Source organism: Sphingomonas sp. GW821-FHT02B09, assembly GCF_059421875.1.
Map to the genome: position 1 here is coordinate 1 of NZ_JBWKVV010000017.1, position 15,097 is coordinate 15,097.

Consider the following 15,097-nt stretch of genomic DNA (forward strand, 5'->3'; position numbering starts at 1 on the left):
AGCCGGTCAGCCCTGTTCAGCGAAAACCCTCGGCCGCTTGCACCCCGCCAACATCCGACTTCTTCAACACAATCGGGCGACTGCGGAAGGGCAGCTTTCCCGCTTGGGGATCGGGAAATGAGAATGTGGCAGGGTTCCTGAAATCTGTTTGATTGGTGGATATGGGAAAGCCGCTGCGGGACGGATTGTCTCAGTGACACCTTCTACCGGCGCAGCTAATTAGCTCGCGTGCAGGCTATCCGGCATCTTCTGGCGCAACGCCTTATGGCCGTGCTAATTTGCGCGGCCACCTTGTTGCTCAAGCTGCTGGTGCCGACCGGCTATATGATCAACAATTCGTCCGGGCAGATCGCCATCACCCTATGTTCCGGCTTCGGCCCGGCGACGATGACGATGGACATGCCTGGCATGCACGGCGACATGCCCGGTCACGGCAAATCCAAAGACCACGGCAAGGCCGAGATGCCTTGCGCGTTCTCCGGCCTGTCGGCTGCGATGACGGGCGCGATCGATCCGATCCAGCTCGCGGCTCTGAGCGCCTTCATCATGGCGATCGGCCTGACATGGGCGATACCGCCAGCACCGTCCGATCCGACCTATCTGCGGCCGCCGCTCAGAGGGCCACCGGCACACCTTTGACTTGGCCATCGTGGGCCGGCTTGCCCGGCACACTCATGATCTGCGGCCGGCGTCCTCGACGCACGGCCGGTTAAAGGTATTGCAATGTTCCGATCCTACCTGCTGGCAGGGGGCGCGGTGCCGTGCCTCCTGGCGGCTGCACCGGCTTTCAGCCAGGATGCCTCGTCACCTGCCTCAAACGATATCGTCGTTACCGCCACCCGGTCCGCGCGCGCCCTGGCCGACGTACCGGCAAGCGTGTCGGTCGTCACCAGCGACCAAATCGAGGGCACACCAGCCCGCACGATCGACGACGTGCTACGCCGCGTGCCCTCAATCGATCTGCCGATTGCGGGCACCAACGAGCAGCATCCGACCAACACCATCGTATCGATGCGTGGGCTTTCCGGCATCCGTTCGCTGGTCCTGCTGGATGGCGTGCCGATCAACGATCCGTTCTTCGGCTATGTCCAGTGGAGCGAGGTACCGCTGGAGACGATCGATCGGGTGGAAGTCGTGCGGGGCGGGGGAGCACCTCTCTGGGGCAATTACGCCATGGGCGGCGTCATCAACATCTTGACCAAGCCGATCGATAAGACCGGCCTTGTGGCGGAAGCGGCAGGGGGCAGCCGCGGCACCGATCGGGCGGACGGCCACGGCGCGCTGGCGGGCAATGGCTATGGCATCGGTTTCGACGCCGGGATCAGTCACAGCGACGGCTATTTCGAACAGGTAGAGAATGCTCGCGGCACAGCCACCGTGCCGACGTCGTTCACCGCCCGCACGGTCGCCGTCTCCGGCAACGCCAATCTGGCACCCAACCTTACGGCGCGGGCGCGCGTCAGCTATTACGACAACGATCAAACCTTCCTGACGCGCGCGAACACCAACGATCAGCGCACCTGGCGTTACACCGGCACGCTGAGCTGGACGCCGCGGGAGGGCGGCTCGGTCGACCTGACAGCGTTTCATAACGACGAACGCTTCGTCACCAATAATCCCGGCTCGCCGGAGGGTGCTAACCCCAACGACGTCGAGTTCGTCCAGAACAGCCACCGCACACGCGCGAACGACTGGGGCGCCTCGCTCATCTGGTCGCAGACCTTCTCGGGCGTGATCCGCTCGCTGTCGGCCGGGGCGGACTATCATGGTGTTCGCGGCAGCGACCGTGCGCGCATCTTCGATGATACCGGAGCACCGGTCCGGATCGACACGGGCTCAGGCAATCAGCGATTTCTCGGTGGCTTCTTGCAGGCGGACATTCGCCCTGTCGACCGCCTGCAATTGCTGCTGAGCGTCCGCTATCAGGACTTCTACAGCTACAACGGCGTCGACGACACGCCGGGCGGGCTTGGCAGGGTGGCGAGCCGCCACGACAGCGACGTCGATCCGCGTTTGTCGATCCGTTACCAGCTCCCCGCCGGCTTCGCGCTACGCGGCGCAATCTACCGCGCCTTCCGCGCTCCCACGCTCGACAACTTGTACCGGGGTGCGTCCGTCCCTGGTTACATCCTCTACAGCAACGCCGCGCTTAAGCAGGAGACGCTGGAAGGCGTCGAGGCCGGCTTCGATGTGGACCGCGGCCCGCTCCGCTTCCAGGCGACTGCCTACGCGAGCCGCATCTCCGACTTCCTGACCTACCGCTACCTCGATCCGATCACACTGCCGGCAGGGTTCGATATCGGCGCCCGCCTCATCAATGCGGGCCGCGCACACAGCCGCGGCGTAGAGGCGGAGATGACGTGGCGGCGTAGCCCGACGCTCACCGGCATGCTCGCCTACACGTATGTGGACTCGATCGTCACCCGGAACCCCGAAGACTCCGCCAGCATCGGCGTCCAGCAGCCGGGCATCCCCCGGCATCGGGCGAGCGCGAGCCTCGACTGGACCGGCCCTTACGGGATCAGGATCAGCCCGCGTGTCCGCTACCTATCGCGAACGAACGGCGATCCCGACGCGATCTACCGGACCGACGCCCACTTCGTTGCCGACCTAGGCGCAAGCATCCTCCTCAGGCGCGACGTCGATGTCTTCGGCCAGATCGAGAACCTGTTCGACCGCCGCTACATCGGCACCAACGATGGTTTCACCGCGCCGCTCTACGGCAAGCCGTTCACGGCGGTCGCCGGTGTGCGCCTCAAGCTCGGAAACCTGTAATGCGCATCACGATTGCAGCAGCCATGTTGGTAGCCTCCCCGGCCATTGCTCAGGCACAAAGAGCCGACACATCTTCGACCAGCTCGACCGGCACCGCTCCAACTGAAAGCTGGACCGGCGACATCATCGTCACGGGCTCCCGCGACGGCTACGCGGCTCCGGAGACGAGCGCGGCTACGCGCACCGACACGCCGCTGATCCAGGTGCCTCAATCGGTGCAGGTGCTGACCCGCACGCTGATCCAAGAGGTGGCTCGGTTGGTCTGCACAGGCTCGCGGCGTGGATAAGTGGACTGCCGCTGGTTGATCATGCCGCTGCGAGAAGCGGCTGGTCGAAGTATAGCTGGTCAGGCGTTCGACCGCCAAGGCGAAGCCATCCCAACCCTTTCGCCATGCGATAGTTGAAAATCATGTGTTCTACGCGCCGATATGATGGAAGAATGACGTCCATGGATGATGAGAATATGTTTCAGAAGCTGGGGAAGCACCATGCACATATCCGGGCGGGGATCGAAGAAATCCGACGCCATTGCGAGGCGGTGACGCCGGACGTAGCCGGATTAGGCGCTGCGCGGCTGCAGCTGAGCAAGGCGAGCGCGGCACGATCTAAGTTCGTGGCCGACGAGGTTGTACCAAAGGTACGACAGGGTGCGGATGAGCGGCTGAGAGGCGAGCTGACGGAGATGCAACGCGCTTTCGCTGCGAAGCGGCTGAAGTCGAGCGAGCATGTAACGGTGTGGTCGTCGGCTGCGATCGAAAAAGACTGGCAGGGGTATCGAGCTGCTGCGCACCAAATTTGGGCGATGATGGAGGAGCAGATGGATCGGGAGAGTCGCATCTTGGGCGAGCGATTGAAGCGCCTTTAACCGGTGATGGGCCAGCTCCTCTAAATTCCAGCAAGTCGCTGTCGACCTTGTCGTGCACCACGTAATGCGGACCGCTCGCTGCGCCGTGCGGCGCGACCACTACCCACCGTTTGCCACCTGTCAGCGCAGGGTCGTCAATTAACGCGAAGCCAAGCGTCTCGACAAAGAAGGCGATGGCGGTGTCATGTTCATCGGCGAGGAGGGCGAGCAGATACAAGCACCGCGGCACCCGGTGAAAATGCTTTAATATGCATGCCGCGCCCACTCCCACTCCCCGTCTGGGATCGTCGATCAGGAAGTCGGCTACGGGTTGACCATTCCGGGGTAGCCCAGCGATGCACCCCGTGCTCACGCGGGCGCGGAAGACATGAAATCAGATCACCGGCGACCTGACCACAGATGGTCGATCAGACAGATCTCACATAACCCGTTCACCGCACCGTCATTCGCGGACGCTAGGACCGGAACGGTGGCCTCATCGTTCTTCGGGGCGGGTGTACAGATAGGATTGTCGTTTTGATGAAGCTCGGTAAGTTTGTCCTGGCGTTGCTTGCCACGCCTGCCGTCACCGGGGGGGTCGCCGGCGTGGCGCAGGCGCAGGCGCAGGAAATACAGGCGCAGCGCTCGGCCAATATTCAGGCCACGGCCGATTTGCGCGACCGGATCGTTGCGACGGAGCAGCGGATTGCCGAAGCTCAGCGCGGCAACGCTGTTTCGCGTGTCCGAGCTGCGACACTCCGCCGTCAGGTCGCACAGGTGCGCACCGGCATGACACGCCTTTCGGATCAGCAGGGTTTCGTCAGCGCTGCCGAACTAGCGTCCTATAACCGGACCCTCGGGGGGATCGACGTGGAACTAGATCGCCGCGGCGTCGCACGGAGCTACGGCAAGGACGCACTCGTCGCGTCGAACCGTGCCGGACGGACGGGCGCGGTGAAATACAACTGCCAGAACGATCCGATCGTCATCTCCATCGGAGGCGACCGGCTCGATGCCGCCCTCTCCGAATTGGGCCGGGTGACCAGCTGCCCGATTTCGGGCACGGAACTCGCTCGGGGCCTGCGATCCCACCCGGTGGAAGGCACGATGCCGCCTGCCGCCGCCTTGCAGGCTATGCTCAGCGGTACGGAACTTCAGATGCGAACCATCAGGCAGGGTTTCCAAGTCGTCCGCGTGCCTCGATGAGAACGGACGTTCGAACCGAGTTGGGAGGCTTTGGTGATAGTAGCGGGATCAGTGCGGAGCCACGTCTTAGCGCAGCGCTGACCCGCTGATCGACAACGTCGGTTTGCCGATGGGAACGCCTTCCGAAAGGGGAGGGCGTTCCCACAGGGATCGGTAATCGGGAATCTAAAAGGCTTCTCTAAACCCGTCCAAACCGAGTTGCGGGAACAGCACTACGAGCTTCCAGCCACTCGATTGCGAACGCGAGCATTGGTCGAGCATCCACCAGCAAGGAAGGGGCAAGACCGATGGCGCCTTTGTGGCCGCTCCCCCCTGCGACATAGGCGGTGACGATCTGCTGGATATAGTTGTCAGGCAGGCTCTCCACCACGGGCTCGGTGGTGTCGAACTCCTCCATGAAGCGCCATGTCTTTCCCGCCCCGGCGGCGAAGGGCACCTCGTACCGAACCAATCGCTTGGCCGGCAGGTCAGCCAAATGATCGGCGTGGTGGATCAGCGTCATGGTGTCCCACGGTGCGCCGACCATAAGGATGCGACCGTTCGCCTCGGCCAGTTTGGCGAGCGGCGAGCCTTCGCCATAGCCGTAATCCTGGGGATGATCGGCGGTGATCCAATCCGCTAGCTTGCCGATCGCCGCGACGGAAGCACCGGGATTGCCGCTGCGCCTAGCACCGGGCATCGTGCGGACGAACTCGGCAAGGACGCCGTTCATCCGCACCGCCCTCGACGCTTGCGGATCGAACCCCGGCACATGATCCCGCCATTGAGCAAGGACGCGGCCGTCATCGTCCAACAAGTCGTCATGCACACTGTCCCAGCTCGTATAGACCAGCAGCGTACCTTCGGGACCGATCACGTCGAGCAAGGCCGTGGAAAGGGCATCAGGGCCATTGAGCATCGGTCCAACCTTGCTCATCGCAGCATGGACCATGACGGTATCACCCGCGCTCAAACCTATCCGGGTTAGATCGTCGCGGAGCGAGGATCGGGTGTTGTAGCTGGGTAGATCACTTGTCATGCGGCCGATCATGGGAGACGCGGGCAGCACCGCCAAGCCTCAAGACCGCTTTCCCGCAAGGAAGGTCGATCGAGAACGATGGTGCCCTGTGATGTTGGATTGCAACTGTATAACTTCTGATCATACTGCTTAGTCTACACAGATCGCTCTTCCGAGACGGCCGTTGTCCACTGTCGTCCAACAACCCGCGATCCTGTTATCTGGCTTACAGATACCGACGACTACGGAACCTTTTTTAATTAGCTCGCGCTTATCCTGAGGGTAGATGCAGCCTCCTTGACACTGCTTGTTCCTAGTACAGGTTTTTCCGCCATCCTTAAACTTTGCGACACAAATTTCGTGCCATATCATCCCCGCTTCCTCGACCTTGCCCCCGCTTGCTAAGCAGGCGTCACGATCTTCGGGTGTGAGCCGTATCGGTCCACCTTGGCCTGCTGCGACACTCCCGGCAGTGGTTAGAACCGCGATTGTTAGAACGAGGCTCAAGAGCGCGTTTCGACTTATCATAACCGTATGCTGCCATTGGTAATCTTTAGCTTCAAGCGAGTGATTCGCTTTGACGCCAGCCGTAGTTGGTGTCGGACCGGCGTTTTAGATATCGGTCAAACCTCTTGGGAGGCTGCCTCATGTTCGCTATGCTGTTGCTGGCCGCGACCAGCCGTTGCGCCTCACTCTTGCTATGCCCTACCGATACAGAACTGATAGACGCACTGTTGGCCCACGATACTGCCGTTAAGAATGCAATTGCAGGTGAGGCTCTCCGGAAGGGGGAGGTTGTCCTGTTTCATCTCCCCCAGGGGGTTTGGCGGATCCAGAACGTGAGTTGCGGCGAACGCGAGCCTAGCGACCTCCCGACTACAACTTGCGCATTTACAGCTCGTTACGCCACGCATGACGTCCAACTAATCGCTCAATTGAGAAAGCAGAACGGCAACTGGCGTATTGTCGAGGTGCATCCTGTAACCCCCAGTCACAGCTAAACTGGTAATTGCCTTATCGAACGAGCTGACTTTCTCTCAAACGAACGGCCAGGGAGACGCCGGAAGGGTTCTCGGGATCGATGGTTGATTGGAAAGCAAAATCGCTTCTCAAAACTTTCGTTTGCCGTGTTTCAAGAAATACGACAGCGCGAACCCAAGGGCAGGGGCCGGGATAATCGTGAGAAGCCAGAGGTAGATGTAAACCACGACCATGCCGACATTTCGTTGGTGGCGCGCGGCAGCTTGCGCGTCGACTTGAACGAATATCAACCAAATGATCAGAGTCGCGGCTGCCACCCAGCACACAAAAATGCCAGTTCGCCCGATTAGGGCCGGTACGCGCCATTTTTTCAAAAGCAGCAATAAACCGCAAAACAGGGCGCCAAGAACACCGACGACACCAAACGACCATCCCCAGATAAGCATAGTCACGCTACTCATAGCAAAAGCCTACCGGCCTGGAGGATGAAGTCACTGCCGAATTTTATTTTCCATAACGAACGGTGATCGGGACGGCCGGCGTTCTCCCCATTAGAATGATATTGCGGGGAATGTCTGAGCTTGGCGGAAGCAGATTGACTGTTTCTGGGGCAATAGCGGACGCGGGTACCGCGTGACGCTCGACGACATTGTGATCCGAACCAAGGCCTCGGCCATCTCCGGCTTTTTAAGCTGTTTAACATCGCTCTAAGGGCATTTTTCGCCTAGTGGGTAGCCGGAAGGCGAGCGTTCGACCTTGCATCTTTTTTTGATTGGCCCGAAAATCGCTTCGGCTCGATCGCGCATATAACGGGTCGCGGCATACAGGTCGGAGAGGTTTTCGACTGCCCTTCCGCCGCTTTCTCTTTGCTGTTCGGTGCAGCCCAAGCGAAGCGTCCGGCGCAGCTTGGTCTTTGTCTCTATTTCATCGTAAGAGGTGAAAGAGAGGGCGCGGCAGTCTTTATCTTTGTAGATAAGGCGCAACTCGTCGCCAAAATCATAGATGTAAAATGGCGCAATGAATACGCCAACTCGGGTATTCTTGCCCTCGCAGAACCGTTGGCCACGAACCGCACAAATTGCCTCGGAATAGACGACCTCTCCAAATTTTTGTGTTACCGGCTCATCCACGGTCAAGTCAGATCGTGGGATAGCAGCCAATGCCAGTATGATGCCGAGCATAAATCCACCTTCTTGCGCTGTACCACCAATGGCTTCGTCATAGATGGCAAAGGTGAACAGCCACTGTTTAGGCAAGGCCCGGCGGGGGGCTTGGGAAGCGGGTATCGTCACCAGCAGAGTGGGCCAGTTCCGAACGTTGCGACGCAGGGTGTCTCCGCGAATTTATCCCCCCTATCGAACGGAAGCGGCCATTCCTAAAAACGAACGATGGTCGGGACAGCTGACCGTGGCAAGGCACGCCCGACGGCAAGAAGGTGGCCGTGTTCCCGAAATATGTTCCCGATTGCTTTTTCCCGAAATTGCCGGGTGAAGACGGAGAAATGGGACGGTCCAGCGTATGAGAGGGCCTCGCCCTTGGCACCAAGCCAGAACGGATGACCTGAGCGGGCATTTTCATCTGCAAGCAACGCGGTATCATTGCGAGCAGTGATGTTTGCAAGCCGCTCCACAAAGGCGGAAATCTGCGCTCTCGGTAATCAGCCTCCGCCGTCCATTTCCAGTTATTAGCGGGCATTTCTATGTTTTTAACGGTCGGACCATGAGGCTCAGGACCAGGACATGGTGGCAGCGAAATAGCTGACGATCCCCAAAGTGACGGGCGTGGAGAGCAGATAAAGCTTCTGCCATCGCCACCATGCCTTCGGAAGGAATAGAGCAGCGCCCCGGACACTGCGCACGTCTTGCCAAACCTTGTCCTGCCATAGGCCATGCAGCGTGGCACCTACCGACAGAACCATCGCGATCGAGCAGCACATGGCGGCAGCCAAATAGATGGCGATCCAGTTGGCAATCTCGACTTGCGAAAACTGGTTCATCGTCACCTCAAATTAAGGAGCGCTGCCCACAAACCAGCGCGTAACGGATCTTGTTCCGATCGACTGTAACAAGCCTGCTTTATCAGGTGGTAAACGCAACCGAGTTAGCCGGCGCCTCGGCCGGATCAGAGGAGAGGGGGAAGTGAGAGAGGGGTCGTGAAAGCGGCTCGAACCCTTCGTCACAAGGGCGACCAACGACGGTCACCCGATCACCGAGGCCAACGCTATGCAACGCGTTCTTCTTCTAATCCAGGAGGCGGGCCAGGAGCCTATCGCCGATGTTCATCCCGATGAGGCGACAGCACGCCGGGCGCTCGCGGCCTATGTCCGCGATCGAACGCGCACTTCGCCTGCCTTGCATGCTGACAACGATGACGGCGCCATCGAGGCCTATTTCGACGGTGAGACCGCAGCCTACACGATCGTCGGCGTCGCCGGCGACGAACGCTGAGGAGCGCTGTCGTGGGTATCACCGCCAACCGACCTTCCCAGCATATGGTCGATCTCGTCGGCGCCCTTGGCGGCACGTGGCTCGGTTACAAAGCGATGTGCCACTGCCCTGCCCATGCCGACAAAACACCGAGCCTTTCGATCCGGCAGGGTGACCGCGGGCTCCTGGTCACGTGTTTTGCCGGCTGCGATGCGGGCGATATCTTGCGCGAGCTCGACCGCATTCCCCTTGGACGGCGCTATGAGCCACCAGCCCCGGTCCGAGCGACCGGCACCGCCAACATCGATCGCCTGTGGAACGAGGCAATCGGCGTTTCGGGTACGCTGGCAGAGCGCTACCTCGCGTCACGCCATCTGCTGCCGTCACCGAACGACGTCCGCTTTCATCCGCGCTGTCCGCATGGGCCAAAGCCGACGACCAAGTTCAAGCCAGCGCTGCTGGTCGGTGTCCGGGAAGGTCTGCGCCTGGTCGCGTTCCAACGGATTTTCCTGACCGGTGCTGGCGATGGCTATACCGACAAAGCAACCCTTGGACTCCTCGGAACCGGCGCATGGCGGGGCGGAGACCTTGGTCCCACGCTGGGGCTCGCCGAAGGCTTCGAGAGTGCGCGCGCCTGGTCGAAAATCCGAGGTCTGCCGTGCTGGTCCTCGTTCGGATCTCGCCGCCTCGATCTTCTGACGATCCCATCTTCTGTGACGAAGCTGGTCCTTGCGGCCGACCGCGATCTTTCCGGGCGGCGCGCCGTGGCACGCAGCATTGAGCACTACGCTTCGGATGCACTGAGCATCGTACCGGACTATCCGCCCGCGCCGTTCAAGGATTGGGCCGAGGTTCTCGAGGCGAAAGAGAGGGGAGGGGGAGGAAGGCGGTGAGCTGTCGAATTGGCAGCGAAGCCCAAGGGGAACCTGCCATGCTCGATCTGCTCGATCTTCCGCCCGTTACCGACCATAGCGCCGCAGTGGCGATCGCCGCACTGCTGGCGGCCGGTACGCCGATCGCGCGCCGTAACCTCAACGAAGCGATGACCGCGGCATTCGGTGGCTCGGATGCCGATGGACGTTGGACGCAGCGCGACAGCTTCGAGATGCTCGAGCACGCCGTCTCACTGCACCTGACCTCCCGGCCGTACAATATCACCAGCCTGGCTGACGCCTCCGCCGCCTCTGCGATCATGCAGCTGCTGCCAACACAGACGGTGCGCAGCGAGGAGCAGATCAACCTCCAGCAATTCTCGACGCCGGTCGATATTGCCGCGATCGCGGTGCTGATGGCGGCGATCGGGGCCGAAGACATCGTTCTCGAGCCGAGCGCCGGCAACGGCCTGCTGATCGTCCAGGCCCCGCCCTGCGCGAGCCTGCAACTGAATGAGATCGACGCCAAGCGGCGCGAGCGTCTCGCCGGCATCTTCCCGGACGCGATCGTCACCGGACATGACGGTGCCGCTTTGGTGAGCCTTCATGCGCGCCTGCCGCGGCCGACGGTGGTTCTGATGAACCCGCCCTTTTCGCGCAGCGTCGGGCGCGGCGAGGATGACCTTGCTGCACTTAGGCACCTGCAGGCCACGATCCGCCGGGTGGCCAAGGGCGGAAGAGTGGTGGCGATAATGCCCGACTGGTTCGCACCGAGCGCCCGGCTGAAGGCAGCATATGAGGCGGTACTGACCGGCTGCACGGTGCGCACCTCGCTCAGGCTCGAGCATTGCTACCGCAAGCACGGGACCGATATCGCCGTGCGGCTTTACGTCATCGACAAGGTGGCGGGCAGTACCTCTCATACCGTTATCCAGCGTGCCTCGGTCGCTGAGTTTCTGGACGCCGTCACGATCCCGCCGCGCGCCGCATTGGTGGGTGAAACCACGATAGCCGTCCTTCCGGCGACCAAGCCCAGCCTGTTCGGCGCGGCGCGCCAGGCCAAAGCGACGGTCGCGCGCACCTATCACGCGCCGGTGCGCAATGACGTGGTGGCGGTCGCCTACCGGACGCTGCCGACCCCGGCACCCCTCGCCGATCAGGTTGGCTGCTATCTGCCGTATCGGCCGAGCCGCATCGTCTTTGACATCGCCGGCGAGCATCCAACAGCACTGGTCGAGTCCGTGGCGATGGGCTCGATCCCCGCCCCGATCCCGACCCATGTCGCGCATCTGCCCGAGCGAACGGTGACCGAGCGCATGCTGTCGTCGTCGCAGCTCGAGACGGTGGTCTACGCAGGCCACGCCTGGAGCCAGATGCTGCCCGGCACCTTCAAGCCGGCAGAAAATGGCGTCGGCCTTACCTTCGACGAAGCAGGGCGCAGCTACCGCAAGGGCTTCTTCCTCGGCGATGGCACCGGTGCCGGCAAGGGACGCCAGGTCGCGGCCTGTATCCTCGACAACTGGCTGCAAGGCCGACGTTGCCACATCTGGGTGTCGAAGAACGAACCGCTGCTCGAAGACGCGCGACGGGACTGGACCGCGCTTGGGGGCATGTCCGGTGACGTGCAGCCGGTGTCGAACTGGAAGATCGACGAGCCGATCCGCCTCGCAGAGGGCGTGCTGTTCGTGACCTACCCCACGCTGCGCTCGATGCGTTCGGACAGCAGCCGTCTGAAGCAGATCCTCGATTGGGCCGGTGCCGACTTTGATGGCGTCATCGCTTTCGATGAGGCGCACGAGATGGGCGGCGTCGCCGGTGGTGAAGGCGCGATGGGCAAGAAGGAAGGCTCCCAACAGGGTGTCTGCGGCGTCCTGCTCCAGAACAATCTCCCTGGTGCTCGCGTCCTCTACGCGTCCGCGACCGGCGCATCCGACGTCAATAATCTCGCCTATGCGGTCCGCCTTGGCCTTTGGGGGCCGGAAACCGCCTTTGCCGATCGCGAAGCGTTCATTGCCGAGATCCGCAAGGGCGGCATCGCCGCAATGGAGCTAGTCGCCCGCGACCTCAAGGCGCTCGGGCTATACACCTCGCGCGCGCTCAGCTTCGCCGGCGTCGAATACGACGTGCTGCGCCACGAGCTGACGCCCGGCCAGATCGAGATCTATGACACCTATGCCAATGCCTGGGGCGTCATCCTCCAGAACATGGAGGCGGCGTTGGAGATGACCGGTGTTGTCGATGGGCTGGAGAACGCGACCCTGAACAGCGGTGCCAAGGCATCGGCGCGGTCCCGTCTGGAGTCGACCAAGCAGCGCTTCTTCGGGCAGGTCCTGCTTTCGATGAAGCTGCCGACGGTGATCGCGGCGGTCGAACAGCACCTCAAGGCCGAACAATCGGTGGTCCTGCAGCTGGTGACGACCGCGGAGGCGATCCTCGATCGACGCCTGTCGCAGATGTCGGCTGAGGAGCGCGCAGATCCGGTCGTGGATCTCTCACCGACCGAGTACATCGCCGACTATCTGATGCGTGCCTTTCCAACCCGGCAGATGCAGACCTACACCGACGATACCGGCACCGCGCGCTCGGCGCCGATGAGCGACATCGACGGCAATCCGGTCCACAACCCCGATGCCATCACCGCGCGCGACCAGCTGCTCGAACACATCTGCGCGCTGCCGCCCGTCAAATCAGCGCTCGATGCGCTGATCGAGCACTTCGGCACCGACATGGTCGCCGAGGTGACCGGGCGCTCGCGCCGTCTCGTGCCGACGTCGGACGGGCGGCAGAAGCTCGAGACTCGGTCCGGGCGATCGAGCCAGGTCGAGGCCGCGGCGTTTATGGCTGGCACCAAGCGAGTGCTGGTGTTCTCCGACGCGGGTGGCACCGGCCGCTCGTACCATGCCAGCCTCGATGCCAAGAACCAGCAGCAGCGCGCGCATTTCCTGCTCGAACCGGGCTGGCGCGCCGATCGCGCGATCCAGGGTCTGGGGCGCACCCACCGCACCCATCAAGCTTCGACACCGCTGTTCCGGCCGGTGACCACCGACTGCAAGGGCGAGCTGCGCTTCACCTCGACGATTGCGCGTCGCCTGGACAGCCTCGGCGCTCTCACGCGCGGTCAGCGCCAGACCGGCGGACAGAACCTGTTCGATCCTGCCGATAACCTCGAAAGCGAATACGCCAAGGACGCGCTCCTGACGTGGTTCGCGCTGCTTGACGCTGGCAAGCTCACCAGCACGACGATGGACGATTTTTGCTCACGCACCGGTTTGGAGTTGCACGACAACGACGGCGTCCTGAAGGAAGACTTGCCGCCGATCCAGCGCTGGCTCAACCGGCTGCTCGCGCTGCCGATCGGCATCCAGAACCTGATCTTCGACGAGTTCCTCGCGCTGGTCGAGACGCGCGTCGCCGCGGCACGCGAGGCCGGGACGCTCGACGTTGGGGTCGAGACGATCACCGCCGACACCGCGACCGTCATCGACGACACATTGCTGCGCACCGACCCGCTGTCGGGCGCGACTTCGCATCTCCTCACGATTGAGATCTCCCGGCGTCGCAATCCCATCTCGCTCGAGCGCATCCTCGACGTGGCGAAATGGCAGGACGACGTCGCTTTTGTGGTCAACGCGCGCTCCGGCAGGGTAGCGCTGCGCACCCGGGCGCGGTCGTGGATGGACGACGAGGGGCAGCCGATCGCCCGCATCGAGCTACAACGGCCGTGTCGGCGTGAGTACCTCCGAGAGGCGGACCTGCTCGAGAGCGCATGGGACGTCGTCGACGAGGCGACCTTCGCCGCCAAATGGTCCGAGGAGGTCACGGAGGCGGCCGGGCAGCTGGATACCGAGACCATCCGCTTGGCGACCGGCCTGCTGCTGCCGATCTGGTCGGCACTTCCGTCAGATCATCTGGCCGTCAACCGGATCGCCGACGCCCACGGCAATTCGTGGCTCGGACGCCTGGTCTTCGACAAGCATGTCGTCCAGCTCTACACCAAGCTGGGGATCGCGAAGACCGACGACCTGCCGGTCGATGCCATTGCCAGTTCCGTCTTGTCCGGCCGCGCCGTCGACGTGGTGCGTCCGTTCCCGATGACGATCCGCCGCGCGATCGTGAACGGCAACCCGCGCGTCGAGATCGTCGATGCGCCAGCTGCGCAGCTCTCCTGGCTGAAGTCGCTGGGCTGCTTCACGGAGATCATCGCCTACAAGACCCGGGTCTTCGTGCCGGCAACCGATGCCGAAACCATCCTGGCTCGGGTGCTCAAGGCAGCCTGAGGGCATGACGCCCGCTCTCCCTTGAGGTGAAAGCGGGCGTCAGTCCCAAATTTACGCGGTTGCGATCGAGAGCTTCTTGCCCCGCTTGGCCGGCGTCTGAGTGGCGGACGCTGGTGCCCCTTCGCTCGCGGGCGCTCCTTGCACTGCCGCCTTCGGCTTGCGGCCAAGGCCGATCTTCTTCGCCATCGCCCGGCGGTTCTCGCTGTAGGTCTCTGCCACCATCGGATAGTCCGCCTTCAAATTGTAGCGGGCACGATATTCCTCCGGCGTAAGGCCGTTGGTCGACAGGTGACGGCGCAGGGTCTTGTACGGCTTGCCGTCGATCATGCTGATGATGTGATCCTTGCTCGCAAGCGATTTCCGGACCGACACAGCCGGCGTAAATTCCGGCGTTGCGGCTTCTGTCGGAGCCGCATCAGCAGCGTTGCCCAAGGCGGCAACGGCGTCGTGCATCGACTTCAGGAACGTCGGAACGTCATCCGACGACGTGCGCGTATTGGGATTGCTCAACCACGCGATGGTCAGCTCGGTCGCCAGTTCAACGGTGTTGGTTTCGGTCGTCATGAAAATGTCCGCTCATCGAGAGCCCGCCAATCGCCGGCAGGGACCAGATAACCCGATCGTGCGGCCCGCGCGATACTGGAATGCCTGAGCGAGCGGATCTCCACCAGGACAATCAGAACGACAGGGAGAGAAGGGGGAAGGGGATGGGTGTCCGA

The 15,097-nt window shown here is 62.2% G+C and carries 13 protein-coding genes; 8 read left to right on the plus strand and 5 right to left on the minus strand.

Features of this window, described 5'->3' with window-relative positions:
- The first annotated feature begins 294 nt into the window (after positions 1-294).
- The 5 genes from AC07U4_RS24240 (at position 295) to AC07U4_RS24260 (ending at position 4,825) form a co-directional block, all read left to right on the plus strand.
- Entirely contained in the window at positions 295-639 is a 345-nt protein-coding gene (locus AC07U4_RS24240) for a DUF2946 family protein (RefSeq protein ID WP_495197501.1), read from the plus strand.
- A gap of 84 nt (positions 640-723) precedes the next feature.
- Positions 724-2,775 (plus strand): TonB-dependent receptor plug domain-containing protein, encoded by a 2,052-nt coding sequence (locus AC07U4_RS24245; RefSeq protein WP_495197502.1) that lies wholly within the window; start codon positions 724-726, stop codon positions 2,773-2,775.
- Positions 2,775-3,062, plus strand: a complete 288-nt coding sequence (locus tag AC07U4_RS24250; protein WP_495197503.1) for a hypothetical protein — start codon at positions 2,775-2,777, stop codon at positions 3,060-3,062. Before AC07U4_RS24245 ends, AC07U4_RS24250 begins: the two co-directional genes overlap by 1 nt.
- Positions 3,063-3,238: 176 nt before the next feature.
- Positions 3,239-3,640 (plus strand): hypothetical protein, encoded by a 402-nt coding sequence (locus AC07U4_RS24255; protein WP_495197504.1) that lies wholly within the window; start codon positions 3,239-3,241, stop codon positions 3,638-3,640.
- A 519-nt stretch (positions 3,641-4,159) separates the two neighbouring features.
- A complete protein-coding gene (locus AC07U4_RS24260) occupies positions 4,160-4,825 on the plus strand; it encodes a hypothetical protein (RefSeq protein WP_495197505.1) in 666 nt (221 codons plus the stop codon).
- Positions 4,826-5,003: 178 nt separating this feature from the next.
- Here the strand turns inward: AC07U4_RS24260 and aac(3) are convergent, their stop codons facing one another.
- The 4 genes from aac(3) to AC07U4_RS24280 all read right to left on the minus strand — a co-directional run bounded on the left by aac(3) (position 5,004) and on the right by AC07U4_RS24280 (position 8,799).
- A complete protein-coding gene (gene aac(3), locus AC07U4_RS24265; protein ID WP_495197528.1) occupies positions 5,004-5,873 on the minus strand; it encodes an aminoglycoside 3-N-acetyltransferase in 870 nt (289 codons plus the stop codon).
- Positions 5,874-6,931: 1,058 nt separating this feature from the next.
- Positions 6,932-7,264 carry a hypothetical protein gene (locus tag AC07U4_RS24270; protein ID WP_495197506.1) on the minus strand — a complete coding sequence of 111 codons (333 nt, stop codon included), beginning with the start codon at positions 7,262-7,264 and terminating at the stop codon, positions 6,932-6,934.
- A gap of 246 nt (positions 7,265-7,510) precedes the next feature.
- Complete coding sequence (locus AC07U4_RS24275; protein WP_495197507.1) at positions 7,511-8,095, minus strand: hypothetical protein; 585 nt, start codon at positions 8,093-8,095, stop codon at positions 7,511-7,513.
- Positions 8,096-8,529: 434 nt separating this feature from the next.
- Complete coding sequence (locus AC07U4_RS24280) at positions 8,530-8,799, minus strand: hypothetical protein (RefSeq protein ID WP_495197508.1); 270 nt, start codon at positions 8,797-8,799, stop codon at positions 8,530-8,532.
- 226 nt (positions 8,800-9,025) lie between these two features.
- Between AC07U4_RS24280 and AC07U4_RS24285 the strand changes: the two genes are divergently transcribed.
- From AC07U4_RS24285 to AC07U4_RS24295, 3 genes are read left to right on the plus strand one after another with little or no spacing between them, the layout of a single operon-like run.
- Positions 9,026-9,250: a hypothetical protein gene (locus AC07U4_RS24285; protein WP_062126075.1), complete on the plus strand. Its 225-nt coding sequence runs from the start codon at positions 9,026-9,028 to the stop codon at positions 9,248-9,250.
- A gap of 11 nt (positions 9,251-9,261) precedes the next feature.
- Positions 9,262-10,122, plus strand: coding sequence for a DUF7146 domain-containing protein (locus AC07U4_RS24290; RefSeq protein WP_495197509.1), 861 nt, complete (start codon positions 9,262-9,264; stop codon positions 10,120-10,122).
- A 38-nt stretch (positions 10,123-10,160) separates the two neighbouring features.
- Positions 10,161-14,378, plus strand: a complete 4,218-nt coding sequence (locus tag AC07U4_RS24295; RefSeq protein ID WP_495197510.1) for a strawberry notch-like NTP hydrolase domain-containing protein — start codon at positions 10,161-10,163, stop codon at positions 14,376-14,378.
- A gap of 51 nt (positions 14,379-14,429) precedes the next feature.
- On the opposite strand, the gene AC07U4_RS24300 is transcribed toward AC07U4_RS24295, so the two are convergent.
- Positions 14,430-14,942, minus strand: coding sequence for a Ros/MucR family transcriptional regulator (locus AC07U4_RS24300; RefSeq protein WP_495197511.1), 513 nt, complete (start codon positions 14,940-14,942; stop codon positions 14,430-14,432).
- Positions 14,943-15,097 lie beyond the last annotated feature (155 nt).